This window comes from Myxococcus xanthus (assembly GCF_013116825.1).
Classification (GTDB): Bacteria; Myxococcota; Myxococcia; order Myxococcales; family Myxococcaceae; genus Myxococcus; species Myxococcus xanthus_B.
In genome coordinates, this window is sequence record NZ_JABFNS010000069.1 from 1 (window position 1) to 18,902 (window position 18,902).

The 18,902-nt window shown below is 68.8% G+C and carries 16 protein-coding genes and 1 pseudogene; 8 read left to right on the forward strand and 9 right to left on the reverse strand.

Annotated elements, in window-relative coordinates:
• Both HNV26_RS20600 and HNV26_RS20605 read right to left on the reverse strand, forming a co-directional pair.
• Positions 1–516, reverse strand: a pseudogene (locus tag HNV26_RS20600) (hypothetical protein); the annotation flags it as partial.
• Between the two features lie 377 nt (positions 517–893).
• Positions 894–1,388, reverse strand: coding sequence for a hypothetical protein (locus HNV26_RS20605; RefSeq protein WP_171442905.1), 495 nt, complete (start codon positions 1,386–1,388; stop codon positions 894–896).
• 124 nt (positions 1,389–1,512) lie between these two features.
• Here HNV26_RS20605 and HNV26_RS20610 point away from each other — a divergent pair, with 124 nt between their 5' ends.
• The 6 genes from HNV26_RS20610 (at position 1,513) to HNV26_RS20635 (ending at position 7,487) form a co-directional block, all read left to right on the forward strand.
• On the forward strand, positions 1,513–2,040 hold the full coding sequence (locus tag HNV26_RS20610; RefSeq protein WP_171442906.1) for a pyridoxamine 5'-phosphate oxidase family protein: 528 nt from the start codon (positions 1,513–1,515) through the stop codon (positions 2,038–2,040).
• Positions 2,041–2,439: 399 nt separating this feature from the next.
• A complete protein-coding gene (locus HNV26_RS20615) occupies positions 2,440–3,774 on the forward strand; it encodes an inositol-3-phosphate synthase (protein WP_171442907.1) in 1,335 nt (444 codons plus the stop codon).
• Positions 3,752–4,678, forward strand: a complete 927-nt coding sequence (locus HNV26_RS20620; protein ID WP_171442908.1) for a phosphatase PAP2 family protein — start codon at positions 3,752–3,754, stop codon at positions 4,676–4,678. Before HNV26_RS20615 ends, HNV26_RS20620 begins: the two co-directional genes overlap by 23 nt.
• Positions 4,671–5,921 carry a GtrA family protein gene (locus HNV26_RS20625; protein ID WP_171442909.1) on the forward strand — a complete coding sequence of 417 codons (1,251 nt, stop codon included), beginning with the start codon at positions 4,671–4,673 and terminating at the stop codon, positions 5,919–5,921. Before HNV26_RS20620 ends, HNV26_RS20625 begins: the two co-directional genes overlap by 8 nt.
• Positions 5,911–6,909, forward strand: a complete 999-nt coding sequence (locus tag HNV26_RS20630; RefSeq protein ID WP_171442910.1) for a hypothetical protein — start codon at positions 5,911–5,913, stop codon at positions 6,907–6,909. The genes HNV26_RS20625 and HNV26_RS20630 overlap by 11 nt, the downstream gene beginning before the upstream one ends.
• Positions 6,906–7,487: a protein-tyrosine phosphatase family protein gene (locus HNV26_RS20635; protein WP_171442911.1), complete on the forward strand. Its 582-nt coding sequence runs from the start codon at positions 6,906–6,908 to the stop codon at positions 7,485–7,487. The genes HNV26_RS20630 and HNV26_RS20635 overlap by 4 nt, the downstream gene beginning before the upstream one ends.
• A gap of 12 nt (positions 7,488–7,499) precedes the next feature.
• Here the strand turns inward: HNV26_RS20635 and HNV26_RS20640 are convergent, their stop codons facing one another.
• The 5 genes from HNV26_RS20640 to HNV26_RS20660 form a co-directional block, all read right to left on the reverse strand.
• Entirely contained in the window at positions 7,500–7,904 is a 405-nt protein-coding gene (locus tag HNV26_RS20640) for a hypothetical protein (protein WP_171442912.1), read from the reverse strand.
• A 49-nt stretch (positions 7,905–7,953) separates the two neighbouring features.
• Positions 7,954–8,538: a hypothetical protein gene (locus tag HNV26_RS20645; RefSeq protein WP_171442913.1), complete on the reverse strand. Its 585-nt coding sequence runs from the start codon at positions 8,536–8,538 to the stop codon at positions 7,954–7,956.
• A gap of 100 nt (positions 8,539–8,638) precedes the next feature.
• Complete coding sequence (locus HNV26_RS20650; RefSeq protein WP_171442914.1) at positions 8,639–10,036, reverse strand: DUF4340 domain-containing protein; 1,398 nt, start codon at positions 10,034–10,036, stop codon at positions 8,639–8,641.
• An 89-nt stretch (positions 10,037–10,125) separates the two neighbouring features.
• Positions 10,126–11,052 carry a helix-turn-helix domain-containing protein gene (locus tag HNV26_RS20655; RefSeq protein WP_171442915.1) on the reverse strand — a complete coding sequence of 309 codons (927 nt, stop codon included), beginning with the start codon at positions 11,050–11,052 and terminating at the stop codon, positions 10,126–10,128.
• Positions 11,033–11,962, reverse strand: coding sequence for an NAD(P)/FAD-dependent oxidoreductase (locus HNV26_RS20660; RefSeq protein ID WP_253816845.1), 930 nt, complete (start codon positions 11,960–11,962; stop codon positions 11,033–11,035). Before HNV26_RS20660 ends, HNV26_RS20655 begins: the two co-directional genes overlap by 20 nt.
• A 325-nt stretch (positions 11,963–12,287) precedes the next feature.
• Between HNV26_RS20660 and HNV26_RS20665 the strand changes: the two genes are divergently transcribed.
• On the forward strand, positions 12,288–13,160 hold the full coding sequence (locus HNV26_RS20665) for a hypothetical protein (protein WP_171442916.1): 873 nt from the start codon (positions 12,288–12,290) through the stop codon (positions 13,158–13,160).
• A gap of 12 nt (positions 13,161–13,172) precedes the next feature.
• Here the strand turns inward: HNV26_RS20665 and HNV26_RS20670 are convergent, their stop codons facing one another.
• Together HNV26_RS20670 and HNV26_RS20675 are read right to left on the reverse strand one after the other, a co-directional pair.
• Entirely contained in the window at positions 13,173–13,451 is a 279-nt protein-coding gene (locus HNV26_RS20670; RefSeq protein ID WP_090486621.1) for a hypothetical protein, read from the reverse strand.
• A 17-nt stretch (positions 13,452–13,468) separates the two neighbouring features.
• Positions 13,469–15,949, reverse strand: a complete 2,481-nt coding sequence (locus tag HNV26_RS20675; RefSeq protein ID WP_171442917.1) for an efflux RND transporter permease subunit — start codon at positions 15,947–15,949, stop codon at positions 13,469–13,471.
• Between the two features lie 456 nt (positions 15,950–16,405).
• Here HNV26_RS20675 and HNV26_RS20680 point away from each other — a divergent pair, with 456 nt between their 5' ends.
• Entirely contained in the window at positions 16,406–18,880 is a 2,475-nt protein-coding gene (locus HNV26_RS20680) for an efflux RND transporter permease subunit (protein WP_171442918.1), read from the forward strand.
• Positions 18,881–18,902: the final 22 nt, after the last annotated feature.

The following is an 18,902-nucleotide window of genomic DNA, read 5'->3' on the forward strand; positions in this document are numbered from 1 at the left end:
GCCCTCCCCCACCCAGTTGCCTGCCAGCGACATCGCCAGACCGTCCACCCGCTTCGCGTGCGTCGCCACCAGGCCAATGGACACGTTGTTGACCACGTTGCCGGTGTGGAAACCCGACGTGCTCAGCCCTGGCACCAGGGTGAGGCTGAACGGAATGTGCACTTCGTTCGCGTCGGCCGCCGCCTTCGCTTCGGGCGCGCCTGCCGAAGGCGCATTGGCACCGTCAGGCGCGACGGGCATGGAGGACGCGCCATCCGACGGCGCCGCGGGGCTCACAGCGCCGGACGCGGGCGCGCTCCCAGCGGGCGCCCCGGCGGCCAGGGTGTGGCTCACCGGTTGCTCCGCCGCGGCCACCAGCGGCGGTGCGGACAGCTCGCGCGCCACGCCCGGCCAATCGACAGTCGCCGCTCCGCTCGCGGCGCTCGAGGACGGCCCGCCCACCGCCTCCTCGGCGGAGGCCGAAAACGCCACCACCGCCGCCATCATCCCCGCGCATACCGAGACCTTGCGATTCATCGCCTGGACCTTCCTGGACTGTTTTGAATGCGGCCCGGCCCGCATCGCGCGGGCACCCGGGCCAGGAGGAATCATCGGGAGGCGTCGTCGCCCCGCTCGTGCAAGAGAACACCGGCACCGCGCGGAACTGTCACCAGTCCACTTCCGAGCAGCCGCGGATATCGGCCGCCCTGTCCTCCCGTGCCCCGTCCCGCCGCGACGTGCTCACCGCGCCCTGGGGGGCCTGCTCCTGCCCGGCGTCGCCGCATCACAGCCTGCCCCCGCCGGCCACCCGCCCCCCTCGCACGCCGCCGACAACGTGCGCGCGGGCTTCGGCCGGAGGCTCGACGGGAAGCTCCGCGCCCGCATCGAGAAGGAGCTGGCGGGCTGAGCGGCGGCTACAGCTCCGGGTCCGGCGTGTACTGGAGCTCGCCCGTGGGCTCCAGCACCAGGCCCGTGCCGGGCTCGTCCGCTTCGTCGTCGCGGCCCACCTCCAGCACGGACTCCTTCGCGTCCCACTGGCCCAGGTAGTACTCGCCGCCCGCGGCCATGCAGGCGCGGCCCTCCGACACCACCGTCTCCACCACTTCCTTGAGGTCGCTGGTGGCGCGAAGCAGCGTCCACGACTTGCCGTCCTCCTTGAAGCCCTCCGCCAGGTCCTTGAGCTCGGCGTCGCGAGGCATGCCGTCTGGCAGCGTCTGCCGCTCCCACGTGCGCGGCTCGCGCTGAGGCTGACGGGCCTTCCACGCGCGCGCCAGCGCCAGCAGCTTCTCCTCCGCCGCCTCCTGGAGCGCGTGCATCTCCTCAGGCAGGTCGATCTCCTCCAGCGCCAGCATCGCCGTCTCCAACTGCAGCGCCTTGAGGCTCCACTCGTTCCACGCCGTCTTCAGCATCCGAACCCTCGCTTTCCTGCCCGGCCACCTACCACAGGCCCGCCTGCCCTGGCGGCGACCAACCCACCGCCATGTGCCCGCCGACCTCCACGCTGCCTACCTTGTGCTCCCAAGGGAGGCAGCGATGGCCAGGAAGAAAAAGGACACCCAAGACGTCACCGAGCACTTCGATGACCTCATCAAGGACATCAAGGTCGCGATGATGACCACCGTGGAAGCGGATGGCAGCCTGCGCAGCCGCCCCATGTGGACGCACGCGCGAGACTTCGACGGAGAGCTCTGGTTCTTCACCCGCGAGCATGCCCCCAAGGTCGACGAGGTGACGCACGACCACCACGTCAACCTCGCGTACTCGGACCCGACCCGGGACCACTACGTCTCCGTGAGCGGCCGTTGCCGGCTGGTGCTCGACAAGGAGAAGGCCCGCGAGCTGTGGAACCCCACCCTCAAGGCCTGGTTCCCCGAGGGCCTGGACGACCCCGAGCTCGCCCTGCTCTGCGTCCGCGTGGAGAAGGCCGAGTATTGGGACACGCCCAGCAGCCGCATGGTCCAGCTCACCGGCATGTTGAAGGCCGCCTTCACCGGACAGCCCTACACACCGGGCGACCACCAGAAGCTCGACCTGGACGACAGCGCCCCGCTTCCCCACTGAACCGGACGGCCCCATCGGAATGGGCCCGTCATAGCGGTAGGACGGCGCCTCGCGACGGCTCCGCCTCCCCCTGTCCCACTGACACCTTCTTCATCCTTCAAGCAGGGCGGGTCGTCATCAACCCATGGCGAACCTGTCCGAGGAGTGTGCCGTGGATGTCGTCCTTCTGACGACCTGGTGTTTCTCTGACAGCGTCGATCGCCTCGCCTTGTACCTCTGGCTGGCCTGATCCATGAGTGCGGCGCCCTCGGGTGGTAAGAGCCGCCACGCTCATGACGTTGAAGTGATGAACGCTTTAGAGTATCAACCATCCGCTTTCGAGATTTTCCGCATGCACGACCGGTATCGTACCGACCCGCATACGGCCGACTCGAATACGTCTAACGAAGGAACATCACGATGGAAAACAAGAGGTCGGTCGCGAAGCCGGACGGCAAGCTCGCGGTCCTGATTCCGGGTCTGGGCGCTGTGTCCACCACGCTGATGGCGGGTGTCGAGCTGGCGCGCAAGGGCAAGGGTCACCCCATTGGCTCGCTCACGCAGATGGGCACCGCCCGCCTGGGGAAGCGGACCGACGGGCGCACCGTGAAGCTCAACGAGCTGGTTCCCCTGGCGGAGCTGAAGGACGTTGCCTTCGGCGCCTGGGACATCATCCGTGAGGACGCGTACGAAGTGGCCGTGCGCTCGGGCGTGCTCAGCGACAAGCACCTGGAGGAGGTGAAGCCGTTCCTCCAGAGCATCAAGCCGAAGCAGGGCGTGCACGACCCTGAGTTCGTGCGCCGCATCGAGGCCAACCACACCAAGGCCACCAAGACGCACCGCGAGAGCATCGAAGCGCTGCGCCAGGACATCCGCGACTTCAAGAAGGAGCTCAACGCGACGCGCGCCGTGATGGTGGTGTGCAGCAGCGTGGAGACCTTCCGTCCGCTGCCCGAGTCCTTCAAGACGCTGGCCGCCTTCGAGAAGGCGCTGGACGAGAACAGCCCGGACATCAACCCCACCGCGCTGTATACCTACGCGGCCATCAAGGAGGGCGTGCCCTTCGCGAACGCCACGCCCAACGCCAGCGTGGACACGCCGGCGCTCCAGGAGCTGGCCAAGCAGGAGTCGGTGGCCGTCGCCGGCCGCGACCTCAAGAGCGGCCAGACGATGATAAAGACGGTCATCGCGCCCGCGCTCAAGGCCCGCATGCTGGGTCTGGATGGCTGGTTCTCCACCAACATCCTGGGCAACCGCGACGGCGAGGTGCTGGACGACCCCGCGGCCTTCAAGGCCAAGGAAGTCACCAAGTCGAGCGTGCTGGACACCATCCTGCAGCCCGAGCTGTACCCGGAGCTGTACAAGAAGTACGCGCACAAGGTGTCCATCCACTACTACCCGCCCCGCGGCGACGCGAAGGAGGGTTGGGACAACATCGACATCACCGGATGGCTCGGCTATCCGATGCAGATCAAGGTCAACTTCCTCTGCCGCGACTCCATCCTGGCCGCCCCGCTGGTGCTGGACATCGCGCTGTTCCTGGACCTGGCCAAGCGGCTGGAGTGGCGCGGCATCCAGGAGTGGATGTCCTTCTACTTCAAGACCCCCATGGCGCAGCCGGGTCTGCCGGTGGAGCACGACCTCTTCATCCAGCTCACCAAGCTGAAGAACACGCTGCGCGTCGTCGCGGGCGAGGACCCCATCACCCACCTCGGGCTCGACTATTACGGAGATGACCTCCCGCTCTCCCAATAAGGTCACCGCGCTCACGTGGCTCTCCACCGTCCTGGGGTTGAGCCACTTGACGCTGGTGTACGCCACCGGCCGGCTGCGGTGGGACCACGTCGCGGCGGACGCGCTGATTCTGGGGGTGGCCTGGTCGGGCCCCCGCCTTCAGCGCTTCCTCCGCGGTGGGCTCGCGCTTTGGCTGACCGGGATGCTGCTGGACAGCCAGGGTCTCTGGCTGTTCCTGCGGGGCCCCATCCACACGGGCGACCTGTGGGAGCTGGAGCGCCAGTGGTTCCCGGCGCCCGGCGGCACCCACTGGCCCGAATGGTGGTCCACGCGCTTCACCCCGGCCTTGGACCTGCTCTGCGGCTTCGCCTACGCGGCGTACCTGTACGAGGTCTTCATCCTGGCCATCTTCTTCTTCGTGAAGAAGGACTCGCTCTTCGAAAGGCTGTGCTGGGGCTTCCTGGCGGCGAACGCCATCGGCATCGTCATCTACGTGCTCTACCCCGCCGCGCCGCCCTGGTACGTGCTCCAGTACGGCCCGGGACCGGCCGACCTGGCCGCGCCCCCCAACCCCGCGGGGACCGCCCGTTTCGACGAGCTGCTGGGCATCAGTTATTTCGCGAGCTTCTACTCGCGCAGCACCAACGTGTTCGGGGCCATGCCCTCACTGCACGCGGCGTACCCCTTCCTGGTGATGCTGTTCGTATGGTCGCGCGGCTGGGCGTGGCGCATCTCCACCGGGCTGTTCGCGTTGCTCGTCGCCTTCTCCGCCGTATACCTGACGCACCACTACATCCTGGACGTGCTCGCGGGCCTGGGCGTGGCGGCGGTTGCATTCCTGGCGGTCGAGAGCGTCTACGCCCGTTGGACGGCCACCGCACCGTGGGCCGTGTCGTTGACTACAAGAGGAGACACCCGTGCTTGAGAACCTGATGGCGTGGTTGACCGGAAACCTGTCTCCGTCCGCCCGCATCTGGACGGCGCTGGCACCGGCCATCGTCGCCTGCACGTACTTCATCGGCGGGTTGCTCCTCTTCTGTATCCGCTGCGCCTTCAAGGGCATTCCCCGCGACGAGGAGACGCTCAAGCGCGGCAACAACGGGCTGGTGGGCTTCTTCCTTCGGCACTACTTCTTCTGGGTCATCCAGCCGCTGTGGGCGGTGATTCTGCGTTCCGGCCTGCCGGCCAACGCGCTGTCCATGCTGTCGGGCCTGCTGGGCATCTCTTCCGGCGTGGCGGTGGCGGCGGGCCGCTTCGCGCTGGGCGGCTGGCTCTTCCTGTTCGCGGGCATCCTGGACGTGATGGACGGGCGCATCGCCCGCACGCGCAAGGAGGCCAACCCCGCGGGCGCGGCGCTGGACTCGGTGCTGGACCGGTACGTGGACTCGGCCATGCTCATGGGTCTGGCCTGGTACTACCGGGACACCTGGGTGCTGCTGCCCGCGCTGATGGCGCTGCTCGGCTCCTCGCTGGTGCCCTACGTGCGCGCCAAGGGCGAAGGCCTGGGCGTCAACGTGCGCGACGGCGCCATGCAGCGGCTGGAGCGGGTGCTCTTCATGGGCGCGGGCACGGCGCTGTCGCCCATCCTGGAGGCCGTCTTCTGGCCCGAGGAGAAGCACCCCATGCACTGGCTCGCGGTGGTGGGGCTCGTCTTCGTGGCCGTCATGAGCAACGTCACGGCGCTCTCCCGCTTCCGCAACCTGGTGAAGGCGCTGGCGCCCAAGCGTCAGGAGGCGCGCTCTGGCAAGGCCATCATCGGGCTCAACGCCCTGGCGGGCGCGGTGGCCACGGCGGTGGACTTCGCGCTGGTGCTGGCACTGGTGGAATGGGCGGGCATGCTGCCCGCATGGGCCACGGTGCTGGGCTGCGGCCTGGGCGCGGTGGTGAACTACTCCATCAACCGCGTGCTCACCTTCAAGAGCACCGGCGCGGTGGGGCGGCAGCTGGCGCGCTATTCGGTGGTGAGTGGAACCAGCGCGCTGCTCAACGCGGGCGGCGTGGCGCTGCTGACGCTGCACCCGCAGCTGGCCTATGCGCTGGGGTGGTGGCTGGTGCGCGGCGTGGTGTACTTCGCGTGGAACCTGCCGCTGCAGCGTGACTACGTCTTCAACAACGAAGCGGCGGCTTCCGAGGACGCGCTCATGGAGCAGCGCCCCCATGCGGCCTGAAGGGCGCCTCCAGGTGCTGAAGGGCCTGGCTGTGGCCACCGCGCTCGTGCTGCCCTCGGTGGCGGCGGCGGGCGCGGTGCTGGAGCCGAAGCTGTCCCCCAGTGACAACTACGGGGAGAACTTCACCTTCATCGGCGACCTGGACGGCGGCACCTTCATCTTCGTGCAGCTGACGGTGACGAACATCGGTCCCGGCTCGCGCACCGGATTGTGCCGGACCACGGTGCTGACGCCGGGGCAGCGGGCCTGGTCGGCGCAGACGAAGGTCAAGGCGCGCGACTGGCGCTATGACGCGGAGAGCTCCACGCTGAAGATGGGGCCGTGCTCGGCCCGTTCCGCGGATGGGGCCACGCGCGTGGAAGTCCCGCTGGATGGCGGGCGGGTGCTGCTGGAGTACGCCGCGCCCATGACGCCCCAGGGCCAGGAAGGCACCGAGGTGGAGGTGGGCAAGGACCGCTACCACCACGAGGTGACGCTGGCCTTCAGCGCGTTGAAGGCGACGGTGAAGCGGCCCAAGGGCGAGGACGTCGTCTACACGGGGGGCGGGTACGCGGACCACACGCGCTCCACCATTGCGCCAGCGAAGCTCGCGAAGCGGTGGGTGCGCTTCCGGGCGCTGCTCGGCGGCGAGAAGCTGGTGCTGCTGGCGCGTGAGGGGCAGGACGGTGAATACGGCCCCGCGTACGCGTGGGAGGAAGGCGCCAAGGCCCGCTCGCTGGAGCACTTCACGCTCGCGCGGGAAGGCTTGAAGGAGCGGAGCTCGTGGACGGTGGAGCTGTTCGCGGATGGCGCCTCTGCCATGGTGCTGCGCTCCACCTCGCTGATGCAGCGCAGCGCGCCAGTGGAGGATTTGGGCGCGGTGCTGGGCGGGCTGGTGCGCTCGGTGGTGGGCTCACCGGTGACGTACCTGCACCGGGCGGTGCTGGAGCGTGAGGGCAAGGCACCGGTGACGGGGCTGATGGAAGTGACGCTCGAGGGCGACCTGTGAGTTTTGCTTTGCTGCGGGAAGTGCACCACGTGCCGGGTGTGCGCGGCTGGGTGCGCAAGCAGGTGCTGCGCTCGGTGGCGCGCTGCGTGGAGTGGACCACGAAGCTGCCGGGGCGCGGGTTGAACGTGTCTCAGGTGAATGACTGGCTGTACGTGGGTGGCGCGGTGCCTCGCTCGCGGTACACGGAGCTGAAGACGCGCGGCATCACCGCGGTGATTGACGTGCGGGGTGAGCGCTGTGACGACGCGGAGGCGTTGAAGGCGCTGGGCATCGAACTGCTGAACCTGCCGGTGACGGACCGCTATCCGCCGTCGGTGGAGCAGCTGATGCGGGGCGTGGAGTGGGCCCTGCCCCGGCTGGAGCAGGGCGGCACGCTGTATACCCACTGCGAGCACGGCGTGGGCCGGGGCCCGCTGGTGGGGCTGGCGGTGATGGTGGCGCGCGGCTGGGAGGCACCGGCCGCGTACCGCGAGCTGCGGCAGGCGCGGTGGCAGTCCACGCTGAACGACCGGCAGTTGAACGGGCTCGCGGACTTCGTCGCCGCGTGGCAGGCACGGACGTCCGAGCGGGCGGCGTAGGCCGCGCCCAGCTCAGTCCCGCTTCAAGATGACGCCGTCATCGCTGATGGCATAGCTCGCGCCAGGGTCCATGACTTCGGGCCGCAGGCCACAGCGTTCCTGCTCCTTGGGCGTGAAGTGAACGAAGGTCATCTTCTCGCCCCGTTGGAGCCAGGCGTCATACGTCTCGATGCGATAGAGACACTGCGTCATGGCATCCGCGTTCTTGGGGGGCTTCGTTCCGGGAGGCAGGAAGTCCTCCATCGCGAGCTGGAGCGCCTTCAACTGAGTGCCATCCACGGTGGTCGAGGCTTCCTTCGTCCACTCCGGGAACTGAATACCGGCGGAGACCTCGGGCGGAGCAACTGGAGTCTTGGACCGCAGGTGCATGCATCCACTCATGAGGCTCATGAGGATGATGAAGCCGACTGGTTTCATCTACCTATCCTCCAGTTCGACTGCTGTCGATGCCAGCTTGAGTTTCGGCCTACTCGCCACGGATATCATCCGTGACTCGCTTCGTCGGATGAAACTCGCCATCCATCAGCCGGTACACAGTCCGCTCCTGAAAATCGTAAAGGTAGACCTCACAGAGCGGATTGAACATGACGCGAAAGTAGTACCGCTGTCGCTGCGCTTGCAGGTCTTCGTTGGAGAAGGTCGTCACCGATGGGTGACTGTGAAAATCGGCGTAGATGCTGATGTTGTAAGCGTCGGGGTCGCTCACCGCGCTCGGGACGGAACAGGACTTTCTTCCTCCCGGGAGCTGCACGGGGGAACTGATCGAAGACGGGTAGCTGGCGAAGAAAGCCGCTTCGAAATTCCGCTGATAGATGAGGCCGCAGTACTCCTGTCCTTCTCGTCTGTTGCCAACCGTTGCCCCTGGCATCACCCGAATCGCCTCACACAGCCTGGGAGCCAACGTCGGCAGGTTGTCGAAGGGGCCCAGCATGGGGCCTGCGACGACGATGTGCCCGCCGGCGTCCCGCCAGTACTTCTGCGCCACGGTGCCAACACATCCGCTTTGAAGAAACGCCACCAGCAACGCACAACGTAGCTTCAACGAAGCCATGGCTGTTCCTCCCCAGAGAAGGCTCTTCTCAGAGCCTCCATCCAAAGGGAGTTTGCCACACACGAACGCTCAGCGCCTCGAAGGCAGCCCGCGGTGGAACCTACGGCCCGCTGAAGAGCGTAAGGCCACGCGACAACCAGGCGCGAGCCTTGTCCTCCACGGCATATGTGAAGCCGTCGCGCGAGCCTCGGGCGTACACCTCCGGGTAGCCCGCCGGTGCGTCCGGCACTGCGTTCCCGAGCCACAGCGTCTGCACGGCGCCGCCCTCCTCGCTCACCTCCACGGAGGCCACGGGCGGAGACAGGCCCGCCTGCGCGTCCTGCCCCGCCGCGTAGAGGAGGCGTGAGGCCTCGAGCCGCTGAAGCCAGATGAGATGCGTCTCCACTTGTGACGCGTCGAACCGGAAGGACTCCGGCGGAGACTGCGGCTCACGCAGCACCCAGCCCTGCGCTTCCTTCACCACCACCACCGTCGTGTCACCGGCCTGGATGCGCACCTGGTTCACCTTCTCCAACGCGAACCGCAGCAGGAGCAGGTCGCGGAAGTCCACCAGCCGCTTGCGCACCTGCGATGCCGCCACCGCGGACACCTCGTACACCCGCGCATCTCCCTCCAACTGGACGAAGACGGTGTCCTTGGACTCCGCCGCACGGCTCAGCCGCAGCACCACCGTCTTCCCATTCTTGAGGCGCGCCTCCACCGCGTCATGCGCCTGGGCGAGCGCGGCCTTCGCCTCCGTGGCGGCCTCCCCCGCGAGCACGTCCTGCGCCTCGACCTCCAACAAGTCCCGCACGACCTGTTCGACCACGTGCGAACTGAACCGGAAGCCCTCCGGCACCTGCGTCCCCTCCGCGAGCCGCCAGCCGCCGGGCGCGCCACTCGACGTCACCGTCACCGGCGCTTCGTCCCCGACTCGAAACACCAGCTGCGTGATGTCCCCGGGCGCCCCCCGCACCAGCCGCGCGTCACGCCAGTCCATGACGCGCCGACGCCACAACCAGCCCAACAACGTGGGATGCTCGAAGACGTCCGCGTTGGCCGCCTTGCGCACGTAGGTTCCGCCGTTCGACGCCCCATCCTTCCCGAGCACCAGCTCCAGCGGAGGGCGGCCCTCCTGGAGGATGCGGACCTTCAGCCCGCGCGCGTCATCCAGCCAGAACTCGTTCAGCCGGCCGGCCTCGCCGGTGACGAACTTCGCCCCGGCCACCCGGCTCAGGGACTCCAGCGCGCCCTTCACCATCGCCTCGTCCGCCAGGAAGCGGCTCTCCGGCGAGCCCGGGTCCGCGACCGTCCACCCACTACCGTCCCGCTGCAACGTGGCGCGGCGGACGCCCGAGAGCTCCAGCCCGGAGACTCGGGCCGGGTCGAAGCCCGACAGGTCCAACTGGCGTCCACCACCGCTGGCTTCCGGCTGCCCCGGCGGCTGCTCACCGGCGACGAACATGAACACGAGCAGCAGCACGGCTGCGCCAACGACGATGACCAGCGCCTTCTTCATGGCTCTCCCTCGGCTCCGGGCCCAGGGAGACCCCTTACTTCACCCCCGCACGTCTCGGCATCCCCTCCGTGACTTTCGGAGGGGACGGCTCATGGCCCCCCCGCCGTCGCCTTGCGCCGCCACGCGGCCGGCGTCACCCCGTGGACGCGGCGGAACTGGCGGATGAAGTGCGTCACGTCCGCGTAGCCCACGCGCTCCGCGATGATGTCCACGCGCTCGTCCGTGCCACGCAGCCGGCGGCGTGCCTCCGCCATCCGGCACTCCAGAATCCACTCGCCCACCGTGCGGCCCGTCTCCTGCCGCACCACGCCCGCGACATGCGAGGAGGAGCGCCCCAGCGCCTTCGCCACCTGCGCGAGCGACAGCGGCTCCAGACAGTGCGTCTCGATGTACGTGAGCGCCTTGCGACTCAAGCCCAGGGACGGCGGCTCGCTCGCGCCCGTCTGGACCGTCATGCGCTCCAGCTCGATGAGGACCAGCCGCAGCAGCGAGCGCGCAGCTTCCTCGCCCCCCGGCTCGTTCCGCTCCACCTCCTTTGACAGCAGGCGCATCCACCGCGCCAGCCTCCGGCGCTGCGGCAGCGAGGGCCGCAGCACGGGGTGACAGCCCTTGCGCACCCGCAGCAACGGCCCCAGGCGGTTCGCGGCCCCACCGTCCTCCCCCAAGGCGTCCGGATGGAAGGCCACGCCCCACCCTTCCGCGTTCGAAGCGCCGGCCCCGTGCGCATCTCCGGGCGGAATCAGGTGGACGTCTCCCGCCCGGACCACCAGGTCCCCCGCGTGCCGCATCTTCGACTCGCCTCGCGTCACCAGCATCACCACTGCGTAGGCGTGCACGGCGGTGGCGCACCCGCCCCGAGGGTGGACCTGAAGGCGCCCCGCCCATATCGGCACCCGCCCTTTTTCGAAGTCCAGGCGCGACGACGAATCGGGCCCCCAGGACGGCTGTCGTGGCACGGGCGGCATCGCCCCTTCGTAGCGAGCGAAGCCGGCGGGCTCAACCCCGAGCAGGTCCATGCGCGGCGCCCGCCCGTTCCAGGTTCAGGTCATGGTTCAACATGCCCGCCGCCATCATCCCCGCGGACGCGGCCACGATGGCCGCCTGCGCCCGGGTTCCGAGGTCCCCCGCCGCGTAGATGCCCGGCACCGACGTCTCGCCCGGGCCCTTCAGCTTCACGAAGCCCTCCTCGTCCAGTTCGAGCCCCAGCCGCTGCACGAGCGGCGACTGCCGCTGGGGTGGACGGTCAAAGAGAATCTCCCGGGGCACCCGGGTACCGTCCTCCAGCTCCACCGCCTCCAGCTTCTCCCCGGCCGCGATGAGGCCGCGAATACGCCGCGTCTCGAGCCGAACCCCTGCCTTCTCCAGCAGCGCACGCTTGTCGGCGGGGGCCTCGAAACCGTCCATGGCGAACACCACCAGGTCGCGGGTCCACCCCGTCAACATCACGGCGAAGTCGAGCGACACCTCGTTCGTGGCCAGCACGCCCCAGGCCCGGTCCTGGATTTCCCAACCATGGCAGTACGGGCACTGGAAGATGGCCTTGCCCCACAAGTCGCTGTAACCGGGCAGCGCTCGCATCACGTCCACCATCCCCGTGGCCAGCAGCACCCGGCGGGCCTCCACCACGCCGCCCCCTTCGAGCGCCACGCGGAACACCGCCCCCGCGCGCTCGACGTCCAGCACCCGCGCCTCGCGCAGCTCCACGTCATAGGGGCGCATCTGCTCCCAGGCGACACGCCGGAACTCCCGGGGCGGGATGCCATCCCGCGTGAGGTAGGTATGCACCTCCTCTGCCGCCGCGTTCCGAGGCGTACCCGCGTCGCACACCAGGACCTTCTTGCGGCCACGCCCCAGCGCCAGCGCCGCGCTCAACCCTCCCGGGCCCCCACCCACCACCACCACGTCCTTCACGTCCTTGCGCTCCATGTCGTCCGTCCTCATCGCGTCCATTGCGTGTCCGCAGCCCAGGGGCAGCGCGCACCGGCCAGTCCCAGCCCGGCGAGGGCCAGGGCCTCACGGCGCGTCCACGCCGCCCGGTTCGTCATGGTGAAGTGCTAACCGGCGGCCCCCGGCCCCGGGAGGGCGCGGCTTCACGCCGAATCGGCGGATTCGCGCGTTCGCGGCGGCACTCCCTCGAGCGGCGCCCCGGCGGGTGGCCTGCCTGACGCCAGGGTGTGGCTGGCGGGCCGCAGTCCGAGCCTCCAGGCCCTGGTACGCGCGTTGCTATCCCAGCCCTCAACAGGAGGACGTCATGCGCTACGCCATGGTGCTGGGAGTCACGCTGGCCTCGTTCGGGGCCGCCGCCGAGGAGCGGTGGACCGCGCCGTATCAAATTGAAGCGTTCTCCGGCCGCATCGCCCGCGTCGTCCTGGGCGAGCAGGCGCCGGAGGACGTGGCCACACGGCTCCAGGTCATGACGCTCGTCGGCACGCAGAGCATGGCGGTGGCGCGCTTCCAGCGGACGGAGTCCGTGTGCACGAGCGAAGAGGACGTGGACCTGCCGCCCGTCTGCCACACCGTGGGCGTCTACACCCAGGAGAAGGGGACGCCGGACATCGGTGAGTACATCGTGGCCCTGGCGGGCACCGTCACCGGCACGGTGAGCATGCCCGCGCCCAAGACGGCGCGGGAGCGTCCGGTCCCGGGGCAGTGGCTCTCGGACGCGTTCGAGCGTCCCGTGGACGAAGGCGCCTCCCCCTTCACGCCCGCGGGCTTCCCAGCCCCTGGCTACCGGTGGAAGACCTCGCCCGAAGGGCATGTGACGCTGGAGTCCAGCCTCGATGGCCACAGCGACGACACACGCGTCCCGCTGGACTCGTGCACGCAGGAACGACAGGGCCCCTTCACTCGGCTGGAGTGCTTCCCGGGCGCGCCGCACATCTCGCCGGGCGACTCCCCTGGCGCATCCCTGCTCTACGTCGACCGGCGGCCGCTCGTCGTCAGCTTCGCGGACTACGGCGAGGCCAGCACGGAGCTCGTCGCCTCCCTGCGAGTCGGCGGAGACACGCAGTACCTGGTCCACGTGGGGCTCAAGGGGCAAGCCGTCACCGGGCTGCTCTTCCGCGAGGGGAACGCGTGGCGCCTCCTCCTGCGCCCCGCGGACTATCCCGTCATCGGGTGCTGACGCACGCGGCGACTACCAGCGCCGCTCCGGCTCCATGGCCGCGGGCCTGCGATTATCGGTGGGCTCCAGCCCGCTCGCCGTGGAGCACCGGCACACCTCACAGCCGCGCTCGCGGTCCATGGTGCAGTTCACCCCGGTGACGCACGTGAGGTTCCGGGACTCGGCGCAGCGCGTCTCGCCCCGCTTCTCCTCGCGCTCCGAACCGTGACGGCAGCCGGCCAGGGCCGCCGCTCCGACGGTCGCCAGCATCAGCCACCGCTGCCCACTGCTCCGCATCCACATCCGTGTCATCGCCCACCTCAAGGCCCTCACGCCTCCGGCGCGGGCTGCTCGGTCTGCTCTTCCGAGGACGTGCTGTGCTTGCGGCGCCAGCGCTCCACCATCAGCAGCAGCGACGGGAAGCCCAGCAACACGATGACCAGGTTGATGCCGAAGCCCAGGTTGGCCAGGTCACCAATGGAGTTGAGGCCCGGATGCTTCGCCAGGATGAGCGCGACGAAGCCGATGGCGCTCGTCAGCAGGCCGCCCATGATGGCCCGGCCTGTCTCCGCGTACACGGAGACGAAGTCCGCGCCGCGCTCGCCCAACCGCTGCACCAGGTGCACCCCCGCGTCCACCGTGGTGCCCACCAGCACCGGCAGCACCATGATGTTGAGGTAGTTGAACTGCAGCCCCAGCAGCGACATCAGCCCCACCAGGCCGACGACGGACAGCAGCGTGGGCAACATGCAGATGAGCGCGGTGCGCAGCTTGCCCAGCGTCAGCCACATGGCCACCAGCACGCTCAGCACCGCCGCCGCGAGGATGCGCGGCCCCTCGCGCGACACCATGTCCAGGATGTCCGCCAGGATGAGCGCCTCACCCGCCGCCGACACCTGACTGCCGTCCGGCATCTGCAGGCCACGCACCTCCTTGGCGAACTTCCGCGTGCCCTCACCGTCCGACAGACTGACGCCACCGGCGTACACCAGCACCACGCCGCCCGTGCTGCCATCCAGGCTCTCGAACTGGTGCCGCACGCTGGTAGGTAGGGCCTCCTGGGTGAAGGGCTTCGCCTTCGCCATGTTCAGCGCGCGCACCAGCGTGTTGCGCGTGTCCTCGGGCAGCCGCTCCGGGTCCAGCTTCTCCAACTTCGCGGAGATGGCCTGGAGGATGGCCTGCTTCTCGTCCTGCCGCTTGGGGACCAGGTCATCCAACGCGCCCACGAAGTCGATGGTGGAGTCCTTCCCCCGCGCCGCCTTGCGCGCCTCCAACTGGCGCACCACCTCGCGCTCCATCTCCTGCGAATCGGTGAGCACCACCACCGGCGTCTGCGAGTAGCCCAGGATGTCGTTCACCTTCTGGTCCAGCACCGCCGACGCCTGCTTGTAGTCCTCCAGCGTGCGCGAGTCGTAGTTGAACGAGATGCGGTACGCCTGTGACACCAGCGCCAGCACGCCCACGCCCACCACGATGCCCACGCCCCGGTAGGAGCGCGGCAGCCAGCGAGCCAGCAGGCTCAGCGGCCCGGCCGTCCCCTCTTGCTGCACCCGCGGCGACCAGCCGAAGCGCGTGGCCAGCCCCAGCAGCGCGGGCAGCAGCAGCACGTAGGAGAAGATGCTCACCAACATGCCCACCGCGGCGATGATGCCGAACTCGCGGAACGCCCTGAACTCCGACATGGCCAGGCTGAGGAAGGTGAGCGCCGCCACCAGCGCCGCGATGAGCGCGGAGAACCCGGTGTGCCGGAAGGACTCATCCACCGCCTCCTCGGAGTTCATCCCCTCCGAGCGCAGCGTCGTGTAGCGCCCCAACAGGTGGATGCCGTGCTCCACGCCCAGGCCGCCCAGCACCGCCGCGAGGAAGCCCGTCAGGAGATTGACCTGCCCGTAGGCCAGCCCCACGAAGCCGTACGTCCAGCCCAGGCCCGCCATCACCGGCGCCATGGTGAGGCCCACCGACAACGCGCTGCGGAAGTGGAAGGCCAGGTACGCCAGCAGCAACACCATGGCCAGCGTGGACGCGCTCGCCAGGTCGCCAACGATGACGCGTTGCTGATCAATCTTCTTCTTGAAGGTACCGGTGACGGCCGTCTTGAAGCCGGGCCCGTACTTCGACAGGTCCTGCTGCGCCAGGAAGTCCTCCACCTGGCCCACGACCTTCTTCGAGTAGTTCAGGTCCGCGGCGCTGCCCCGCGGCTTCGCCATCAGCACCACCATGCGCTCGGTGGGGTTGATGTAATAGAGGTCGCCCTGCCCGGAGAGGCGCTGGTTGGCGCGGCCGGTGTACTTCTGCTCGATGTCTGCGAAGTCCACTGACGGAGGGTCCTCCTCCACCAGCGAGACGAAGAGCGGATTGGCCTGCTGCTTCTCCCAGAGGATGCGCGCGTCGATGCGCTCCTGGATGGTCTCCAGGTCGTCGACGTCCACGTAGTAGAGCGAATGCTCGTCGAAGAAGGACCGGGGCCGCTGGTGGGAGACGTAGCGAATCTCCGACAGCGCCCCGAGCTTCGGCGCCATGTCGTCCGCGAAGCGCTTGAGCACCTCCGGATCCGCGCCCATCCCCACCACCACCACGTTGCCCTGACCGCCGAAGCGCTTGCGCAGCTTCTCGATGTCCTGAACGCTGGGGAAGTTCTTCGGCAGCAGTCCCACGAAGTCCGCGTTGAGCGTCAGCGTCCTGGCGAAGTACGCGCCGAGCACGGTGAGCACCAGAGCCAGCAGCAGCGCCTGGAAGGGCTTCCGGTGGTTCCGCACCGCCAGGCGGCCCATGACGCCCTCGAACCGCTCCGACCAACGCTTCTCACTCATGCTTGCGACACCTGCATCTGTTGACTGGCCGAATCGCCGGACACCTTGGGCACGCGCTAACGGGAGAGTCAACGCGTTTATGCCGTGAGGCGGAAAGTAAGGCTGCGAATCACTTGCCTCATGTAACGCCCTCCTTGAGCGGATGCTCGCCTGCTTGTGACACTCGACACGCCGCCGCCCTGGAGGACGTGACGGGTTGGATGGCGCCCATCCGCGCTGTTGGCTGACCCTACCTGGTGGCCAGACAAGCGGACGTGGACGCCTGCATCACACCCCCACCATGGTCACGTTCCCCGGCGACACGGGCTCGCGCATGCGGGCACACGAGGGAGGGGAAGCCGCTCCGCCCTCCGCGCGACCGGGAGGTCCGGGGCCGCGGGTGGTGGCCGCGGGCCGATGATGGGACCGCATCCGAACGACACGACACCTCCGGGCGAGCCGCGGTGGATGGGTCGCGTGGAGCGCACACTGGGCGCGATGGCCGCGCACAACCACCGGCGTCCGGTGTTGGCGTTGCTGCTGGCGCTGGTGCTGGCCGCCCTGGGTGGCTTCCTCGCGCGAGGACTGCACCTCAACGCCAACCTCGTGGACCTGCTCCCGTCTTCCTTCGAGAGCGTGCAGGACCTGCGGGAGCTGGAGCGCCGCTTCGGCGCGCTCGGCTGGGTGGCGGTGGTGGGGGAAGGCGCGGACCCCGAGTCCCTGAAGCGCTTCGCGGACGACCTGGCGCCCAAGCTGGAGGCCCTGCCCGGCATCCGCTTCGTCGAGGCGCAGCGCCCCGGCGCCTTCTTCCGCGACCGGGCCCTGTACTTCCTGTCGGAAGAGGACCTGCGGGAGGTGCACCGCCGCTTGAAGGCGCGGCTCCAGTGGGAACAACAACAGGCCAACCCGCTCTACGTGCCGCTGGTGGAGGAGGAGCCGCCGTCCCTGGACTTCTCCGACCTGGAGGCGAAGTACGCGGGCGGGGCTGGACAGCGGCTGTCCACCAGCCAGGGTGACTACTACCTGGACGAAGGCCAGCGCCGCATCGTGCTCCTGGCCAAGCCGGACACCACGTCCGCGGACCTGGGCTTCTCGCGCAAGGTCACCGATGAGGTGCGCGGGCTGCTCGCCGCGCAGGACCTGTCGAAGTACGGGCCCGGCTTCAAGGTGGACATCACCGGCACCTTCCAGAAGAAGCTGGACCAGCAGAGGCAGATTGCGCGCGACATCGGCGTGGCCTCGGCGGTGGCCACCGCGCTGATGCTGCTCTACCTCCTCTTCCACTTCCGCAGCGCGCTGGCGGTGGGGCTGGTGCTGACGCCCGTGGGCGCGGGCCTGGCGTGGACGTACGGCCTGGTGGCGCTCGTCTTCGGCGAGGTCAATCTCCTGACGGGCTTCCTGGGCGCCATCCTCGGAGGACTGGGCCTGGAGCACGGCATCCACCTGCTGGGGCGCTACCTGCACCTGCGCGGCGAAGGCCACACGTCCGAGGACTCCACGCGCGCGTCCTTCACACACACTGGCGGCGCGGCGCTCGTCTCCGCGCTGGTGGCGGCCATCACGTTCTTCGTGCTGGGCACCTCGCGCTTCCGCGCGTTCCGTGAGTTCGGCGTCATCGCGGGCGTGGGCATGGTGGTGCTCATCGCCGCCAATGTGCTGGTGCTGCCCGCGCTGCTGGGCCTGGCCTCGCGCTGGGGCTGGACACCCCGGCGCTCCTCCCTCACCACCGCGCGCTCCCCCACGGGCCAGCTGCTGTTGCGCCGCCGGCACGTCATCACCGCCGTGTCCGCCGTGCTGCTCCTGGGGCTGCTGAGCCAGACGGGGCGCGTGCGCTTCGACTTCGACTTCGGCTCGCTGGAGGACCAGGACCTGCCGTCCTTCAAGCTGGACCGCGAGGTCAACCGGCTCATCGGCTATTCGCAGACACCAGTGGTGGTGCTCACCCAATCGCCCGAGGAGGAGCAGGCGATGGTGGAGCGGCTCCACGCGCGGCAACGCGAGCGGGGCAAGGACTCCACCATCGACTTCGTGGCCTCGCTGTCCTCGCTGGTGCCCGAGGACCAGCCGCGCAAGCAGCGCGTCCTCCAGGACATCTCGCGGCTGCTGGAGCGCGTCCCGGAGGACCGGCTGGATGCACGGCAACGGGAGCAGGTGGCGTCGCTGCGCAGGCAAGCGGTCTCACCGCCCTTCACCCGTGACGACCTGCCGCCGAGCGTCCAGCAACAATTCCTGGGCCGGCAGGGCACGTCGGGGGGCTTCGTCATGGTCTACCCGTCCGTGAACCAGTCGGACGGGATGGCGGTCCGCGCGCTGGCGCGGGAGGTTCGCGGCGTGGGGACACCGGAAGGCACGCGCGTCTCCGCGGCCGGCGAATCCATGGTGATGGCGGACATCCTCGACATGGTGACGCACGAGGCACCACTCATCCTCGGCGGCACCACGCTGGCCGTATTGCTGGCCATGTGGCTGACGTTGGGAGGCCTGCGCATCGCCCTGCTGTGCATGGCGCCCACCGTGGTGTCACTGGTGGCGCTCCTGGGGCTGATGCCGCTGCTGGGGCTGGAGTTCAACTACCTCAACATCCTCGTCATCCCGATTCTCATCGGAACGACGGTGGACGCAGGGGTGCACCTGCTGACGCGATTGTCGTCACCGGGCCATGACTTCGTGTCGGTATATTCAGAGACGGGGAAGGCCATCTGCGGCGGCTTGCTGACCAGCGCGATGGGCTTCGGTGCGCTCCTCCTCGCTGACCACCCGGGCCTCAACTCCATTGGCGCACTTGCCAATCTGGGCTTCGCCACCAACCTCCTCATCATGCTGGTGGCCTTCCCAGCCCTGCTGCTGGTGCTGTCGGAGCGCAGGCTGAAGCGCCAATCCGCCCGAAAGGAATCGCAGAAACGGGAGCCGCCGCGCCATTCGGGGCGCGACGAGCCCACGCACGCAAGCTGACACACACCCACGACGGAGGGAG

What these genes read in the sequence shown, in the direction of transcription:
- HNV26_RS20660 (WP_253816845.1), bottom strand. Translation starts at nt 11,962, where the DNA reads ATGGAGCGCAAGGACGTGAAGGACGTGGTGGTGGTGGGTGGGGGCCCG.
- HNV26_RS20620 (WP_171442908.1), top strand. Translation starts at nt 3,752, where the DNA reads ATGACCTCCCGCTCTCCCAATAAGGTCACCGCGCTCACGTGGCTCTCC.
- HNV26_RS20615 (WP_171442907.1), top strand. Translation starts at nt 2,440, where the DNA reads ATGGAAAACAAGAGGTCGGTCGCGAAGCCGGACGGCAAGCTCGCGGTC.
- HNV26_RS20650 (WP_171442914.1), bottom strand. Translation starts at nt 10,036, where the DNA reads ATGAAGAAGGCGCTGGTCATCGTCGTTGGCGCAGCCGTGCTGCTGCTC.
- HNV26_RS20610 (WP_171442906.1), top strand. Translation starts at nt 1,513, where the DNA reads ATGGCCAGGAAGAAAAAGGACACCCAAGACGTCACCGAGCACTTCGAT.
- HNV26_RS20605 (WP_171442905.1), bottom strand. Translation starts at nt 1,388, where the DNA reads ATGCTGAAGACGGCGTGGAACGAGTGGAGCCTCAAGGCGCTGCAGTTG.
- HNV26_RS20640 (WP_171442912.1), bottom strand. Translation starts at nt 7,904, where the DNA reads ATGAAACCAGTCGGCTTCATCATCCTCATGAGCCTCATGAGTGGATGC.
- HNV26_RS20670 (WP_090486621.1), bottom strand. Translation starts at nt 13,451, where the DNA reads ATGACACGGATGTGGATGCGGAGCAGTGGGCAGCGGTGGCTGATGCTG.
- HNV26_RS20665 (WP_171442916.1), top strand. Translation starts at nt 12,288, where the DNA reads ATGCGCTACGCCATGGTGCTGGGAGTCACGCTGGCCTCGTTCGGGGCC.
- HNV26_RS20630 (WP_171442910.1), top strand. Translation starts at nt 5,911, where the DNA reads ATGCGGCCTGAAGGGCGCCTCCAGGTGCTGAAGGGCCTGGCTGTGGCC.
- HNV26_RS20675 (WP_171442917.1), bottom strand. Translation starts at nt 15,949, where the DNA reads ATGAGTGAGAAGCGTTGGTCGGAGCGGTTCGAGGGCGTCATGGGCCGC.
- HNV26_RS20655 (WP_171442915.1), bottom strand. Translation starts at nt 11,052, where the DNA reads ATGGACCTGCTCGGGGTTGAGCCCGCCGGCTTCGCTCGCTACGAAGGG.
- HNV26_RS20645 (WP_171442913.1), bottom strand. Translation starts at nt 8,538, where the DNA reads ATGGCTTCGTTGAAGCTACGTTGTGCGTTGCTGGTGGCGTTTCTTCAA.